Genomic DNA, 15,581 nt, shown 5'->3' on the forward strand with positions numbered 1-15,581 from the left:
TCTTTCTCCCAAATCAGTAACGCGCTTGGCCGCAGCGTTTCATTTTCCGTGATGCCCAGGTGGCCAAGAGCGACAGCAAGCCGCACACCGCCATCACGCCCCCGTAATGCCCGCTCAGGTCAAATGCCGCCCCGGCCAGCACCGGGCCCAGCAAATTCCCCAAGGCTGCCCCGCTGTAGAGCGTGCCCACCACACTGGCCACCGAGCGGCCGCCAAAGTAATCCATGCAAATGGCGGGCAAGAGCGAGACGATGGCGCCATAACTCAGGCCAAACCACAGCGCAAACACCACCAGCAGCCCCTGCCCGCCCGCGGCGCCCCAAAGCACATAAGACGCCCCCATGGACAGCTGCATCAGCACCAAGGTCTGCGCCCGGCCCAAACGATCGGCCAACAAGCCAATGGCAAAGCGCCCAACCAGACTGCCCACGCCAATCAGGCCCACCAGCCCCACGGCAAAGGCTTCGCCCAGACCCAAATCGCGTGCCGAGGCCGACACATGGGCAAAGGGGATGAACATCACAGGAGAGGCCAGGACAGTTGCCAAATAGAGCCAGCGAAAAGTCGGGCTGCGCAAGGTCTCGCGCAAGGTGTGGCCTGAAGCCGAGCCCCCAGCAGGGCTTGCACCGGTGGCGGCTGCCGCAGGGGCGCGGCGCAGCAAGGCGGCCGCCATCAAGCCCAGCACCAACACACCCAAGGCCAGCCACTGCATGGCCTCACGCCAAGGCATGGCGCCAATCGCCATGGCCACCAGCACCGGCACCAGCAAGGTGCCTGCGCCCACGCCCGAACTGGCGATGCCCCCCGCCAGTCCCCGGCGGGTGCTGAACCAGGGCTGCACGCTGGCAATGGAGGGGGTGTACACCAAGGCGATGCCCAGCCCCACCAGCAAGCCGTAGCTCAGGTACACCGCCAGCAAGGAGCTCGCCCAGCTGGTGGCCAGCAGGCCCAGGGCGATGAGCGCCATGCCCGCCGAGCAGACGATGCGCGGACCCCAGCGGTCGGCCAGCATGCCGCCGCCCGCACCCAGCACAAAATAAACAAAACCCGAAAGGCCGAAGATCCAGGACACATCGGCCCGCTGCGCTGAGAATTCGGTCGCAAACGACTCGAAAAATGCCGCAAACGAATAGGACACGCCAAAGATCAGCGCCAGGCACACAAAGGTGGCCCACACCACCACCCATGCGTCAGGGGTCTCTTTCATCGCGTCTCCGGTTCTTTTTGTCAGGGATCTCATTGTGCCTTTGAAGCCCTGCGCCCGGGTCCTGGGCTTGTCGGCCCTTGGCGTTCAGGGGCGCGGCCACCCGAACCCAGGCCAACCCTCGTGAATCAGCGGATTCAAATCCGCCCTGCACCCGGCCCATTGTGTTTACCCATAATGAACCCACCACTGCCACAAAGGCTCTCCCATGAACGCCACCGAACGTGACCAATTGCAGCAATTTTTGAGCGCTTTGCGCCAGACCCGTGCTGACCCGAAAGACAGCACGGCAGACGCGCTGATCCGCGAAGCAGTCCGTTCGCAAGCCGATGCCCCCTATTTGCTGGTGCAGCGGGCCATGGGCTTGGGCTTGGCGCTCGATGCGGCCCAAAGCCGCATGGCGCAACTGGAGGCCCAATGCGCTCAGCAGTTGGACCAATTGGCCCAGCTGCAAAGCCCCCCGACCACTGCAGCCACTGCAGCGCCAGCCAACGGCTCATGGATGTCTGGCGCACAGGCCTGGGGCCGAGGGGCAGACGCACCGCCACAGCCCTTGCCAAGCGCCACAGCCCGCTTCACCAGCCCTGCGCCTGTGGCGGCACGGACAGCGGCCATGCCTGCCCCAGCCCCCGCGAGCGCTTGGGGCGGCGGCATGATGGCCCAAATGGCAACCACCGCAGCGGGCGTCGTGGCCGGCGGTTTGTTGTTTCAGGGGGTGCAAAGCCTCATGGGCGGCCCCAAACCCACGCCCGAGTCCAACGCCGCGTCCCCTCTGGGCGAGGCCCCAGATGACACGCTGCCCGGCCTGGTGAACCCGCAGGCTTTGGCAGACGATGCGATCGACGACAGCGCTTGGGACACAGGCGAAGACTGGGCTTGATCCCCCACATGGCAAGCCCCCCTCACCGGAAGACGCAAATGGAACCCCATCGCCCCCCGCACACCTCCAAAAGCCTGGAGGACGTGGTGCTCAAATTCATCGAAAAAAACAACCGCGCCATTTGGGCGGTGATTTTTGCCATCGCCTTGGCGGTGATCTACGGCATGAACGCCGCCTGAAACGGCGCCTCAAGCTCACCCCTTGCGGCCGAGCAAGGTCATTGGGGGGCCTGCGACAATGCTGGCCCATGCACCTGATCATTCCTTACGCAGCCAGCCACACCCTGAACGACCCCGAAATGTGGGCCCGTTTGCAATGGCCCCATTTGCAAGCGCTGCTCGGCCTGATGAAGCGACAGCAGGCCTTGCCAGCGCCCGAGGGCACTGCACTGCACCTGCCGCATGAACGCCTGCAAGCCCAAGCCTTGGGCTGGCCTTTGGATGCCCAAACCTTGCCCTGGGCCGCTTGGCACCAAGCGCAACAAGGCTTGCACAGCACCGCCCCCCAAGCCTGGATGACGCCCTGCCACTGGCAAGTCGGCATGGACCAGGTGGTGATGGCCGACCCCGCGCATTTGCACCTCTCAGACGAGGAGTCGCAGCAACTGCTGCAAGCCATGCAACCCTTTTTGCAAGAAGACGGCTTGCAAGTGACGTGGCACAGCGCCTTGCTCTGGCATGCCCAAGGCGCATTGCTGTCCGAACTGAGCACCGCATCGCTCGACCGGGTGATCGGCCAAAACGTGAAAGACTGGATGCCGGAGCAGCCTGCGGCCCGGCCGCTGCAACGCCTGCAAAGCGAGATGCAGATGCTGCTCTACAACCACCCGGTCAACGACGCCCGCGACGCCCGCAGGCAGCACACCGTGAACGCCTTTTGGCTGCATGGCGCAGGGCTGCTGCCCGAGGGCAACGCGGTCACGGCGCAGTCCGTCACCCTGGCCACCGACTTGCGGTCCAGCGCCCTGCACGGCAGCGAGCAGGCTTGGTGCCAGGCTTGGCAACAACTCGATGCCACGGCCGTGGCCGAGCTGCTGCACCACGTCCAAGCCACAGGCCAAGGCCAGCTCAGCCTGTGCAGTGAGCACACGGCCCACACCTACACCGCTGCACCGGCCGCCTGGCACCACAGCATCACCCGGCTGTTCAAAAAACCTTCTCCTGCAGCGGCTCTTCAAGCCCTCATCACCCTCTGATCGCCCCATGAATTTGCTCACCCGAGATGTGCCCCCCCGCAGCGCCTGGGCGCTGGAACAAGCGGGCATCCACCCGCTGCTGGCCCGCCTGTATGCCGCCCGCGGCGTTCAGTCCAAAGACGAACTGGACGATGCGCTGGGCCTGTTGTTGCCGCCGGCCGGCATGTTGGGCACGCCAGAAGCGGCCAAGCTGCTCGCGGATGCCATGGCGCAAAACAAGCGCCTGTGCATCGTGGCCGATTACGACTGCGACGGCGCGACCGCTTGTGCCGTGGGCGTGCGTGGCCTGCGCATGCTGGGGGCGCAAAACGTCAGCTACTTGGTGCCCGACCGAGTGGTTGACGGCTATGGCCTGACCCCACCGATTGCCGAGCGGGTGCACGCGCAAGGGGCCGATGTGCTGATCACCGTGGACAACGGCATCGCCAGCGTGGCGGGCGTGCAAGCGGCTCAAGCCTTGGGCCTGCAGGTGCTGGTGACCGACCACCACCTGCCAGGCAGCGAACTGCCCAGCGCCGAAGTGATCGTCAACCCCAACCAGCCCGGCTGCAGCTTCGCCAGCAAATCCATCGCCGGCGTGGGCGTGATGTTTTATGTGCTGCTGGCCCTGCGCGCCGAGCTGCGCCAGCGGGGGGTGTTTGACGCCAGCCATCAGCCGAGGCTCGACGCGCTGCTGCCGCTGGTCGCTTTGGGCACCGTGGCCGACGTGGTCAAGTTGGATGCCAACAACCGCCGCTTGGTGGCGCAAGGGCTGCGCCGCGTGCGGGCAGGCGCTCTGCCGCCCGGCATGTCGGCGCTCATGCGTGCAGCCAGCCGCGAAACCGCCAAAGCCACCACCTTTGACTTTGGCTTCGCTTTGGGCCCGCGCATCAACGCCGCAGGCCGCTTGGCGGACATGACGCTGGGCATCGAGTGCCTGCTGACCGACGACGCAGGCCGCGCCGACGAGCTGGCCCGGCAGCTGGACGCCATCAACCGCGAACGCCGCGTGATCGAGGGTGACATGCGCGAGATGGCGATGGAGATGGCCGAGTCCTTGTTTGACGAGGGCGACGAGCCGCCGCCCGCCATTTGCGTGTTCGACCCGGATTTTCACGAGGGCGTGGTGGGCATCGTGGCCTCGCGCATCAAAGACAAACTGCACCGCCCCACTTTTGTGTTTGCGGCCAGCAGCGCGCCGGGCAAAGAGCACGAACTCAAGGGCTCGGGCCGCTCGATTGCAGGCTTTCATTTGCGCGACGCGCTCGACTTGGTGGCCAAACGCGCCCCGGGCGTGCTGCTGCGCTTTGGCGGCCACGCCATGGCGGCGGGCTGCACGATCGCCGAAGAGCACCTGGATGTGTTTGAAGAAACGCTGAACCAGGTGGCCCTGGAATGGCTGGACGCCGCCACCCTGCAACGCCGCCTGGACACCGATGGACCCCTGCCTGCCGAATACCGCCGCGTCGACCTGGTGGACATGCTGCACCACGAGGTCTGGGGCCAAGGCTTTGCGCCGCCCGTGTTTTGCGAAGAGATCGAGGTGGTGTCGCAGCGCCTGGTGGGAGAAAAACACCTGGCCCTCAAAATGAAACACCAAGGTCAGCCAGTCGACGGGATCTGGTTTGGCCGAACCGAGCCTTTGCCCGCACGCGTCAAACTGGCCTACCGGCTCGACGCCGACGAGTGGCAAGGCCAAAAGCGGGTGCGCTTTTTGGTGGAAGGCGCTGAGCTTTGACGGCTGGGCGCTGCGCTTTGGTGGCTTAACGCTGAACTTTGATCGCTGGGCACTGAAATTTGAGGCTGGGCGCTGAAATTTGAGGCTGGGCGCTGAACTTTGATCGCTGGGCGCTGCGGCCCTCTTTGTAGGAGGCCGCCCCTGCGGCCGAATGGCGGCTTGGCTTTTGGCGACCTTTCGCGAGCAGGGGCTCGCTCCCACATGGACACCACCTCAGCTGGCTTTCGTGGCGAAGACCCGCTCTTTGTAGGAGGCCGCCCCTGCGGCCGAATGGCGGCTTGGCTTTTGGCGACCTTTCGCGAGCAGGGGCTCGCTCCCACAGAAATCCGAGATGCTTGGCGCAAGAAGTGGCTCGCTCCCACATGGATACCGCCTCAGCTGGCTTTCGTGGCGAAGACCCGCTCTGGGTGGGAGGCCGCCCCTGCGGCCGAATGCACTTGGCAGCCCAGGCCATCCCTTCGCGAGCAGGGGCTCGCTCCCACTCAAATCCAAGGTGCTTGGTGCCAGAGGGCTTCAGTGCTTGGTGGCGACCTTGGCTTGCAAGGCGTTGAGCACGGGCGTCGAGACCAAGCCCGACACATCACCGCCGAGCTTGGCAATTTCACGCACCAGGGTGCTGCTGATGTGTTGCACGTCCGCGCTGGTGTGCAAAAACACGGTGTCGATTTCCGGGGCCAGGTGTCGGTTCATGCCCGACATCTGGGTTTCGTAGTCGTAATCGGTCACCGAGCGCAAGCCGCGCACGATGACCTGGGCGTTTTGCGCACGCACAAATTCCACGATCAATCCGTCAAAAGGCAGCGCCTTCACATTGGGGCAATCGGCCAAGGCCGCTTGGGCCAGCGCCAGCCGCTCGTCCAAGGTGAACAGGGTGTTCTTGTGGTGCGCCCGGGCCACGGCGATGATGACCTGGTCAAACATCTGCGCGGCGCGGCGGATGGCGTCTTCATGTCCCAAGGTCAGTGGGTCAAAGGTGCCGGAGTAAACAGCGGTCACAGCGGTGTGGGCAGATCGGCTCATGGCGTGTCTCCTTCAGCAGGGATGGCAGTCAATGTGACAGTCGGGTTGGGCACAGACTCGGGCGCAGACGCGAGGCCGGTGCGTTGCAACAAATGCGCATGCACGGCACCGGCTTTGAGGTGGCGCTCGCACTGCAGCCCCAAAGCCCCCAGCGCATCGGCAGGCCAGGCCACCGGCGCTTCCAGGTAAATCCAGCCGCCTACAGGCACTGCCCGGGTGGCCGCTTTCAGGGCAGGTTCGAACCAAGGGCCGTCAAAGGGCGGGTCGAGGAAGACCAAGTCCACACTGCCAGACGGCAGGCGCAGCAATGCGGCCACGCCATCGCCGCGCTGCACACTGACCATGCTGGCTTTGAGGCGGGTGGCGTTGTCTTGCAAATCGCGCACCAGCACGGCGTCTTGCTCGACCATGAGCACATGGGCCGCACCGCGCGATGCGGCCTCTAGGCCCAGCACACCTGTGCCCGCAAACGCATCTGCGCAGCGCCAGCCGCTCAGGTCCTGGCCCAGCCAATTGAACAGTGTCTCACGCACCCGGTCGGGCGTGGGCCGCAAGCCCGGCTTGTCCAGCACCTTCAGCCGCGTGCGCCGCCACTGACCGCCGATGATGCGCACCTCGTTCGAAGGCGGCCCCTTGGGCACCGGGTTCTGGGGCTTTTTGGCCGCAGCATGGCGGGCTGCACCGGTCAGCGGGGGTCGTTTGGATGAGGCGGAGGACATAGCTTGCGAGTGTAAAGGTCCTGGCCGCTCAGGGCTGGCCACCCACCACCACCGTGACCATGCGCTCAGGCTGCAGCACCCGGGCCATGGCGCGCTGCACATCGGCCGCGCTGACGCGCTCGATGTGACGCGTCCAGCTGCTCAGATAGTCCAGCGGCAGCCGGTTCCAAGCGATGTTGGCCACGTTGTCCAGCAGCTTGCGGTTGCTGTCGATGCGCAGCGCAAAACCGCCCACCAGGTTGGACTTGGCCGCTTGCAGCTCGGCCTCGGTCGGGCCCTGGCGCACAAAACTGTGCACCACCTCTTGAGCCACGGCCACGGCTTGTGTGGCTTGGTCAGGTCGGGTTTGCAGCCCCACCGTGAAGGCCCCGGCGTGCAGGCCCGGTGCAAAAGCGCTGTAGACGCTGTAGCTCAGGCCCCTTTTTTCGCGCACCTGCTCCGTCAGGCGCGAGACAAAACCGCCACCGCCCAAGATGTGGTTGCCCACCAGCAAGGCAAAAAAGTCAGGGTCGGTGCGCTTGTAGCCGGGCTGCCCGATCAGCACATGGGCCTGGGCCGAGTCAAAGGGCAAGTTCAAGGTCTGCGCGGCGGCCAAAGGGGCCACTTCGGGCACGGGCGGCAAGCTGGGGCAGCCCGACTCCCGGGGCCACTGGGCCAGCAGGCCTTGCACCAAGGCGTCGGCCTGCGCCCGGGTCAAAGCCCCCACCACGCTCACCGTGGCGCGGCAAGCGCGCAGGGCCTGGGCATGCAGGTTTTTCAGGTCTTGTACACCGATGCGCGCAAGGGTCTCGGGCGTGGCGCGTTGCCCATAGGGGTGGGTGCCATACACGGCCTGGGCAAAGCGCTGCTGCACCAACGTGCCGGGCTTGGTCAGCGATTCGCGGATGGAGGCGCTGATGCGTTCGCGGTCGCGCAGCCACATGGCTTCAGGGAAAGCCGGGTGCGCCATTTGACGCGCAGCCAGCGCCATGGCTTGACCCAGCAAGTCGGGGTAACTCAGGCTGCGCAGGCCAAAGCTCATGCGGTCACTGCCCGCACTGGCCCCAAAACTCGCGCCCAAGTCGGCCCAAGCTTCACCGATCTGGTTTTCGTCCATGGCCTTGGGGTAAGGGCCTTGGCCTTGCGGTTCGGCCCGCGTGCCATTGGCCAGTTGCCCAGTCATGACCGAGGCCAGGCCCGCCTGCGCGGCCGGGTCACGGCGGCTGCCCGCGTCGATGTCAATTTGCACATCGACCATGGGGATGGCGTGGCTCTCGACCAAGTACACGCGGGCACCGCTGGGCTGGACCCAGTGCTGGATGGGCAAAGAGGCGTGGGCCCAACTGGCAGCGGCCCAGCAGGCCAGTGCCAGGGCCGGTCGCCGCAAAGCCAGGGCGTTCAATGAAGGAAACAAAGACATGGGGTGTTGAACTTTCTTGACAAGGCGCTTGAACGGCCAAGCACTTCAATGGCGGGCGCCGGGCAAGGCGCGACGCGCCCGGGGCTGGCCCGACAAAGGCTGGGGCAGCAAAGTGGCCACAGTCAGGCTGTCGTCACCAAAATACTTTTGCGCCACGGCCTGCACCTGGGCGGGTGTGACCTGCCGCAACCGGGCGATCAGCTGAGCCCCGTAGTCCGGCGGCAAGCCCAGCGTCCAGGCGACACCCAATTCGCGTGCTTGGTTGAAAACCGAATCGAGCTTGTAAATCTCGCTGGCCACCCATTGGGTTTTGACACGCTGCAACTCGGCCTCGTTCACGCCTTCGGTGGCCACGCGCTGCACCTGGGCCCGCAAAGCGGCTTCCAGCGCTTGCGGTGTTTGACCTTGCGCGGGCACGCCCTCCAGATAAAAGAACTGCGGCCCTCGGCCCATCAGACCGTTGTAGGCCCCGGCACTGTCGGCCAGCCGGTTCTCACCTTGGGTCAGGGCCCGGTCCAGGCGCGCGCCGCTGTAGCCGTCGAGCACGGCGGCCAGCACCGTCAAGGCCAGGGCATCGTCGTGCTCAGGCGAAGCCGCAAGGCTGGCCAAGCGCGGCACCTTGAAGGCCAGGGCGACATACGACTGCTCGGCCGGCGCTTTGAATTCGAAGCGGCGCAGGCCTTGCTGCGCGGGCTCTTCCCGGGGTTTGCGCTCAGGCACGGCGCGGGTCGGGATGGCGCCGTAGTACTTCTCGGCCAGTGCCTTGACTTGCAAGGGGTCCACATCGCCCGCCACCACCACCACGGCATTGGCCGGGGTGTACCACTTGCGGTAAAAGTCGCGCGCGTCTTGCGCCGTCATGGCCTCCAGATCGCTCATCCAGCCAACGATCGGACGGCGGTACGGGGATGCGGTCAAGGCGGTGGCCGAGAGCATTTCGTGCAACTGGGCGCGGGGGTTGTCATCGGTGCGCAGGCGGCGCTCTTCTTTCACGACCTCCAGCTCTTTGGCAAATTCGGCATCGGGCCATTGGTTGTTGGCAAAGCGGTCCGACTCCAGACGCATCACCGCTTCGAGTTGATTCGACGGAATCTGCTGGTAGTAGCCGGTGTAGTCCTTGGCGGTGAAGGCGTTTTCGCGCCCGCCCAAAGCGGCCACGCGCCTTGAAAATTCACCCACGGCCAGAGTGGGCGTGCCTTTGAACAGCATGTGCTCGAGCACATGGGCCACGCCGCTGGTGCCGTCCACCTCGTCCATGGCGCCCACGCGCAGCCACACCATGTGCACCGCCGTGGGGGCACGGCGGTCGGGCTTGACCCACAAACCCATGCCGTTGGCCAAGGTGAAGGTGTGCACCCGGGCCTCGCTGGCCGCTGGGGGCTTGGCCGTGGCTTGTGCGCTGGCCGGGCCTTGCGGGGCCTGCGCGGCGGCGTTGAAGCTGCTGGTCAACAAGGCTGTTGCCAAAGAAAGTCCCAAGAGAAAGTTCGGTTTCATAGAATGCATGATCCTTGAAATCCACGCCATGTTCAGTTTCTTCAGAAAAAAATCCCCCGCCCCAGAGGTCCAATCCGCCGCCGCGCCTGTGGCTTCGCCTGAATCGGCCCCTGCCCCAGGTGTGATCGCGTCGGCACCCGCCCCGGCCACCACGCCTGAACCGGCCGCTCGCCAAGGATGGCTGGACCGCCTGAAGACCGGCCTGCGCAAAACAGGCGCCAACATCACCACCGTCTTCACGGGCACCCGCATCGACGACGCGCTGTACGAAGAATTAGAAACCGCGTTGCTCATGGCCGATACGGGCGTCAAAGCCACCGAGCATTTGCTGCAAGACCTCAAGCGCCGCGTCAAAGACACCAAGGCCACCGAGCCCTCACAGGTCAAGACCTTGCTGGCCGACGCCATCACCGATTTGTTGCGCCCTCTGCAAAAACCCTTGGCCATTGGCGACCACCACCCCACGGTGATCATGGTGGCAGGCGTCAACGGCGCGGGCAAAACCACCTCCATTGGCAAACTGACCAAACACCTAGCGGACGAGGGCCTGAGCGTGCTCTTGGCCGCAGCCGACACCTTTCGCGCAGCGGCCAAGGAGCAGCTCGCCGTGTGGGCCGACCGCAACACGGTGGAAATCGTCAGCCAACAAGGCGGCGACCCGGCCGCCGTCAGTTTTGACGCGGTCACCGCGGGCCGCGCCCGGGGGCGCGACGTGGTGTTGGTGGACACGGCGGGCCGACTGCCCACGCAAACCCACCTGATGGAAGAGCTGAAAAAGATCAAGCGCGTGGTGCAAAAGGCCGATGGCACTGCCCCGCACGAGGTGCTGCTGGTCATCGATGGCAACACCGGACAAAACGCTTTGGCCCAGGTCAAAGCGTTTGACGACACACTGGGCCTGACCGGCCTGATCGTGACCAAACTGGACGGCACCGCCAAGGGCGGCGTGCTGTGCGCCATTGCCCGCGAAAAGCCGGTCCCCGTGTACTTCATTGGGGTGGGCGAGAAGCTCGAAGACCTGGAAACCTTCGATGCCCGCGAGTTTGCCCAAGCCCTGCTCAGCTGAGCCTGCAAAGCTTCCCCGTTCCCAAGCGCACAGACGCGCCAACTGCGATCCTTAAAATCAGGGAAAACCCGAAGATCCAACGGCGCCCAACGCCGTCCTTTAGCACTCTTCACCAGAGAGTGCTAATATTGGGGTATTCTGAAAGGAGTTCTGGTATGAACATTCAAACTGGTTCGCCCGCCACAGCCATCGCGCTGAGCAACCCTTGGGCGGTCGTGCCCTCGCTCGGCCACTTGGACGCCTACATCTCTGCGGTCAACCGCATGCCCATGCTCACCCTCGAGGAGGAGCAAGAAGCTGCACGACAGCTCAAAGCCAACGACGACTTGGAAGCCGCCCGCAAACTGGTGCTCTCGCACCTGCGCTTGGTGGTCTCGGTATCGCGCCAATACCTGGGCTATGGCCTGCCCCACGGCGATCTGATTCAAGAAGGCAATGTGGGCCTGATGAAGGCCGTCAAACGTTTCGACCCCGACCAAGGCGTGCGCTTGGTCAGCTACGCGCTGCACTGGATCAAGGCCGAAATTCACGAGTACATCCTGAAAAACTGGCGCATGGTCAAGGTGGCCACCACCAAGGCCCAGCGCAAACTGTTCTTCAACCTGCGCTCCATGAAGCAAGGCTACAAAGCCGATGCCGACGAAGGCACGCACCGCGACACCCTGACGCCTGACCAAGTCGATGCCATGGCGCACAGCCTGAACGTCAAGCGGGAGGAAGTGCGGGAGATGGAGATGCGCATGTCCGGCGGCGATGTGTTGCTGGACCCGGCGCCTTCCGACGACGGCGAGCAGGCTTTTGGGCCGATTGCCTATTTGGCCGACGTGAACCACGAACCCACCGCCATGATCGAAGCGCATCAGCGCGATGTGATGGCCAGCGATGGCCTGGCCACGGCCCTCAATGCGCTGGACGAACGCAGCCGCCGCATCGTTGAAGAGCGCTGGCTCAAGGTCAACGACAACGGATCAGGCGGCATGACGCTGCACGACTTGGCCGACGAGTATGGCGTGAGCGCCGAGCGCATCCGCCAGATCGAAGTCGCGGCCATGAAAAAGATGAAGAAGGCGCTGGTCGAGTTCGCTTGACGGCCAACACCTTTTTGCGCGTCTGACGCGCCCGTACCCGGCTCCGACCGGGTATTTTTTTGCCCGCTTTGCGCTAAAGTGCCTGTTGCTTGATTGGAGATTTTTGACCATGTCCCAGCCCACCCCCTCTCGTTTTTCTCGCCGTCTGCTGGCACAAGCCATGGGGACTGTTTTGATGCTGGGCGCCATGCCCACATGGGCTGCCCAATGGCCCACCCAAACCGTGCGCTTGGTGGTGGGCTTCCCGGCCGGCTCCAGCCCCGACCTGACCGCGCGCGCCCTGGCCGAGCCTTTGTCAAAAGCCTTGGGGCAGAACGTGATCGTCGACAACAAAGTGGGTGCAGGCGGCAACATTGCCGCTGACTTCGTGGCCAAGTCCACCGACGGCCACACCCTGGGCCTGATGATCAACGGCAACATGACGATTGCCCGCATCTTGAACCCCAAGGTGCCCTACGACCCGCTCAAAGACCTCGCGCCCATCAGCCTGATCGGTAAAGCGCCACTGGTGCTGACGGTGCCCGCCTCAGGGCCTGGCGTGCCCCCCGGCCAAACCGCCGCCGAATGGCTGAGCCAGGCCCAAAAAGCAGGCAATCAACTGAGCTATGCCTCGCCGGGCGTGGGCACGGTGGCGCACCTGGGCATGGAGTTGCTCAAGACCAAGGCGGGCATTGCCCCCGTGCATGTGCCCTATCCCGGCAACCCGCAAATCATCACGGCCATGTTGGGAGGCCAGGTGCAACTGGCCTTGCTGCCTCCAGCGCTCTCTGCGGCGCAAGTGCGCGGCGGCAAACTGCGGGCCATCGGGGCCTCCAGCACGGGCCGCAGCCCCGTGGCAGCCGAGGTGCCCAGCCTGTCAGAGATCGGCGTGAAGGATTACCAACTTGAAATCTGGAACGCGGTGGCCGCCCCCGCCTCGATGCCCGCGGCTGTGGCCACCAGGCTGTCGGCCTTGGTCAGTGACATCGTGCGTTCACCCGACATGCGCGCCCGTTTGTTCCAGCAAGGCTGGCAGGTGGTGGGCTCTTCACCCGAAGGCTTGCGCAACCGGATTGAGTCCGACACCCAAGCGCTGGGTGACATCATCCGCAACCAGAAAATCGAACAAAACTGAGGCGTCGTCACGGCGTGTGCAAGATCTGGCCATGAGGCCAGGTCTCACTTGCCGCTGAGCAAGATCTTCACGTCGGCGGCCAGCGCCTCGGCACCACTGGCGTGGCGGTTGTACAGCCTGACCCGGCCTTGGGGGTCGAAGGTGAAGCTGCCCGCGGAATGGTCCATGGTGTAGCTGGTCGGGGTTTTGCCCTCCACCTTTTTGAAATAGATCTTGTAGTCTTTGGTCACTTTGGGCAGTTGCGATGCTGTCGGGTGCAGGCCCACAAAGTCTGGGCCAAAATTGGCCATGTAGGCCTTGAGCAACTCGGGTGTGTCGCGCTCTGGATCCACCGTGATGAAAACACCTTGCAATTTGTCTGCATCGGCGCCCAAAAGCTGCTTGGCCTGAACCATTTCCTGCAAAGCAGTGGGGCAGACATCGGGGCATTGCGTGTAGCCAAAAAACACCACCACCGCCTTGCCCGCAAAATCTTTGAGCGTGCGCACTTGGCCGTTTTGGTCGCTCAGCTCAAAGCCTTGGGCGTAATCGGCGCCGGTGATGTCCACCCCCCGAAAAGCCGGTTTGTCTTGGCCACAAGCGACCAAACCGCCCAAGACCGCGGCCACACCCAGCGCCACAGCGGCTCTTGCAAAAACTCTGCGCGACATGTTCGGGCCTTAAAAAATGTAGTGATCCAGCAGCAAGGCAGCAAACAAAGCGCTCAAATGGATCAAGGAAAAACGGAATGTCTTGCGGGCCAACTCGTCAGAGTAAGCACGGTACAAAGCCACGGCATAGCCCATGAAGCCGATGCTCAGCACCACCGCCGCCGCCAAGTACAGCCATGAACTCATGCCATACACAAAAGGCATCAAGCAGGAGGCCATGAGGACGATGGTGTAGAGCAAGATTTGCAAGCGCGTGAATTCATTGCCGTGTGTCACCGGCAACATAGGCAGACCCGATTTGCGGTAATCCTCCACGCGGTAAAGCGCCAAGGCCCAAAAGTGCGGCGGTGTCCACAAAAAGATGATCAAAAACAAAATGAGCGCCTCAGGCCCGACCTGTCCCGTCATGGCAGCCCAGCCCAGCACCGGCGGCATGGCCCCACTGGCCCCACCGATCACAATGTTTTGCGGCGTCAGCGGCTTCAGGATCACGGTGTAAATGATGGCGTAGCCCACGAAGGTGGCGAAGGTCAGCCACATGGTGAGGGGGTTGACCAAGACGTACAGCACGGCCGAACCCAATGCACACAGCACGGCCGAAAACAGCAGCGCCTGGCGGTCGCTCAGCTCCCCTTTGGCGGTGGGGCGCCAAGACGTGCGCTTCATTTTGGAGTCGATGGTTTTTTCAACCAGACAGTTGAATGCCGCGGCCGCCCCCGCCACCAACCAGATACCGATGCAGGCCCACAAGCCCAGCACCAACTCCGGCAGGCTCGGCACACCTGGCACCGCCAAGACCATGCCGATCAAGGCACAAAAAACAATCAACTGCACCACACGCGGCTTGGTCAGTGCGTAGTACTGACGCCATGCGGAATTGGGCAACGGAGCGGTGGCGGCGGTCATGGAACAGACTTTTTGAAAGGGGAAGGAGAGCGTGGATTATCGGTGCGGCTGATGCTCAAGGCCCAGGTCAAGGTGAGGACCATGGCGGCGGCGCCGCCCGTGTGCATCACGGCGGCAAGCATGGGCCAGCCCAGCACCACATTGCTCAGACCGGTGATGAATTGCAGGGCCGACAAACCCAGCAACCATTGGCCAGCGCCAGACAAGCCCGGTTGCCGACGCAAACGCCAACCCAGCCATACCAACACGCCCAGCACCAGCCAAGCGGCCGAGCGGTGCACAAAATGAATCGACGACAAGGCGATGAAGGGCAACAACTCACCCGCAGGGGTATGGCCCAACTCGCGCCAAACACTGAAGCCTTGCCAGTTCATCTCGGGCACCCACTGGCCGTGGCAGGTCGGGAAATCCGGGCAGGCCAGCACCGCGTAATTGGTACTGACCCATCCGCCCAAAGCGATTTGCAGCCACAGCAAGCCGAACCCGAGCCACAAACCCGTGCGCAAAGCCACAGGCAAAGGCCGCGTTCCGGCACCGTCATAGCGCACGGCTTGGGCCATCAACAAAGCCAACAAGCCGATGCCGAACATCAGGTGCAAGGTGACGATCGCCGGAAAGAGCTTCATGGTCACCGTGAGGGCCCCAAAAGCCCCTTGCAAACAAACCCACACCAGCGTGAAGGTGGGCCACCATGGACTGACCGTGTCGCTTCGGCGGCGCAGCCACCACGTCATGCTGGCCAGCGTCAAGATCAGCACCCCCACGCCGGTGGCCAAGTAGCGGTGCACCATCTCAATCCAGGCTTTACCGTGCGTGACCGGCCCGCTGGGCATGGCAGTCTGCGCAGCGGAGATCTCGACTTGGGCCCCGATGGGGGTGGCGCTGCCGTAGCAGCCTGGCCAGTCGGGGCAACCCAAGCCGGAATCGGTCAGACGGGTGAAGGCCCCAAAGAGCACCAAATCAAAAGTCAGGAACAAGGTGATCAGGGTCAAGGCCTTCAAGCGGCTGGCAGAGGTGGCGCCTTGTTGGAGCCAAAACCACCAAGCCAGCGGCAAGGCCGCCACGGCCAAGCCCACCGCCATGAGCTGGAAAACAGGCGCCCAGTTGTACAGGTCCACTTCCGTCATCG

Annotated in this window: 15 protein-coding genes; 7 read left to right on the forward strand and 8 right to left on the reverse strand. The window is 63.9% G+C overall.

The features are described from left to right. Positions 1-13 precede the first annotated feature (13 nt). Positions 14-1,207, reverse strand: coding sequence for an MFS transporter (locus B9Z31_RS04715; RefSeq protein WP_158235653.1), 1,194 nt, complete (start codon positions 1,205-1,207; stop codon positions 14-16). Positions 1,208-1,412: 205 nt separating this feature from the next. Between B9Z31_RS04715 and B9Z31_RS04720 the strand changes: the two genes are divergently transcribed. From B9Z31_RS04720 to recJ, 4 genes are all read left to right on the forward strand, one after another. Next, positions 1,413-2,084: a DUF2076 family protein gene (locus tag B9Z31_RS04720; RefSeq protein ID WP_100118425.1), complete on the forward strand. Its 672-nt coding sequence runs from the start codon at positions 1,413-1,415 to the stop codon at positions 2,082-2,084. A gap of 38 nt (positions 2,085-2,122) precedes the next feature. Beyond that, positions 2,123-2,263 (forward strand): hypothetical protein, encoded by a 141-nt coding sequence (locus B9Z31_RS15470; protein ID WP_158235654.1) that lies wholly within the window; start codon positions 2,123-2,125, stop codon positions 2,261-2,263. A 68-nt stretch (positions 2,264-2,331) separates the two neighbouring features. Beyond that, on the forward strand, positions 2,332-3,279 hold the full coding sequence (locus B9Z31_RS04725) for a hypothetical protein (RefSeq protein ID WP_100118426.1): 948 nt from the start codon (positions 2,332-2,334) through the stop codon (positions 3,277-3,279). Between the two features lie 7 nt (positions 3,280-3,286). Then, complete coding sequence (recJ, locus tag B9Z31_RS04730) at positions 3,287-4,996, forward strand: single-stranded-DNA-specific exonuclease RecJ (protein ID WP_100118427.1); 1,710 nt, start codon at positions 3,287-3,289, stop codon at positions 4,994-4,996. A 513-nt stretch (positions 4,997-5,509) separates the two neighbouring features. Here recJ and coaD read toward each other — a convergent pair. Genes coaD through B9Z31_RS04750 form a run of 4 tightly spaced genes read right to left on the reverse strand, consistent with a single transcriptional unit; the run spans position 5,510 to position 9,628 of the window. Beyond that, positions 5,510-6,016 carry a pantetheine-phosphate adenylyltransferase gene (gene coaD / locus B9Z31_RS04735; protein ID WP_100118428.1) on the reverse strand — a complete coding sequence of 169 codons (507 nt, stop codon included), beginning with the start codon at positions 6,014-6,016 and terminating at the stop codon, positions 5,510-5,512. Further along, positions 6,013-6,735 (reverse strand): 16S rRNA (guanine(966)-N(2))-methyltransferase RsmD, encoded by a 723-nt coding sequence (gene rsmD / locus B9Z31_RS04740; protein WP_100118429.1) that lies wholly within the window; start codon positions 6,733-6,735, stop codon positions 6,013-6,015. The genes coaD and rsmD overlap by 4 nt, the downstream gene beginning before the upstream one ends. Before the next feature lie 28 nt (positions 6,736-6,763). Continuing rightward, complete coding sequence (locus tag B9Z31_RS04745) at positions 6,764-8,134, reverse strand: pitrilysin family protein (protein WP_100118430.1); 1,371 nt, start codon at positions 8,132-8,134, stop codon at positions 6,764-6,766. Positions 8,135-8,179: 45 nt separating this feature from the next. Then, positions 8,180-9,628: a pitrilysin family protein gene (locus tag B9Z31_RS04750; RefSeq protein WP_100118431.1), complete on the reverse strand. Its 1,449-nt coding sequence runs from the start codon at positions 9,626-9,628 to the stop codon at positions 8,180-8,182. Positions 9,629-9,656: 28 nt separating this feature from the next. On the opposite strand from B9Z31_RS04750, the gene ftsY reads away from it, so the two are divergent. From ftsY to B9Z31_RS04765, 3 genes are all read left to right on the forward strand, one after another. Continuing rightward, the gene (ftsY, locus tag B9Z31_RS04755; RefSeq protein WP_100118733.1) at positions 9,657-10,694 is read left to right on the forward strand and encodes a signal recognition particle-docking protein FtsY; all 1,038 of its coding nucleotides are present in this window, start codon (positions 9,657-9,659) and stop codon (positions 10,692-10,694) included. Between the two features lie 155 nt (positions 10,695-10,849). Next, complete coding sequence (gene rpoH, locus B9Z31_RS04760; RefSeq protein ID WP_100118432.1) at positions 10,850-11,782, forward strand: RNA polymerase sigma factor RpoH; 933 nt, start codon at positions 10,850-10,852, stop codon at positions 11,780-11,782. Positions 11,783-11,891: 109 nt separating this feature from the next. Beyond that, positions 11,892-12,896: a tripartite tricarboxylate transporter substrate binding protein gene (locus B9Z31_RS04765; RefSeq protein WP_100118433.1), complete on the forward strand. Its 1,005-nt coding sequence runs from the start codon at positions 11,892-11,894 to the stop codon at positions 12,894-12,896. Positions 12,897-12,940: 44 nt separating this feature from the next. Here the strand turns inward: B9Z31_RS04765 and B9Z31_RS04770 are convergent, their stop codons facing one another. The 3 genes from B9Z31_RS04770 to B9Z31_RS04780 are packed head-to-tail and all read right to left on the reverse strand — an operon-like array spanning position 12,941 to position 15,579. Next, positions 12,941-13,546 (reverse strand): SCO family protein, encoded by a 606-nt coding sequence (locus tag B9Z31_RS04770; protein ID WP_100118434.1) that lies wholly within the window; start codon positions 13,544-13,546, stop codon positions 12,941-12,943. A 9-nt stretch (positions 13,547-13,555) separates the two neighbouring features. Continuing rightward, on the reverse strand, positions 13,556-14,452 hold the full coding sequence (gene cyoE, locus B9Z31_RS04775) for a heme o synthase (protein ID WP_100118435.1): 897 nt from the start codon (positions 14,450-14,452) through the stop codon (positions 13,556-13,558). After that, entirely contained in the window at positions 14,449-15,579 is a 1,131-nt protein-coding gene (locus tag B9Z31_RS04780) for a heme A synthase (RefSeq protein WP_100118436.1), read from the reverse strand. The genes cyoE and B9Z31_RS04780 overlap by 4 nt, the downstream gene beginning before the upstream one ends. Positions 15,580-15,581: the final 2 nt, after the last annotated feature.

Origin of the sequence: Limnohabitans sp. G3-2 (genome assembly GCF_002778275.1) — a bacterium.
GTDB lineage: Bacteria > Pseudomonadota > Gammaproteobacteria > Burkholderiales > Burkholderiaceae_C > Limnohabitans_A.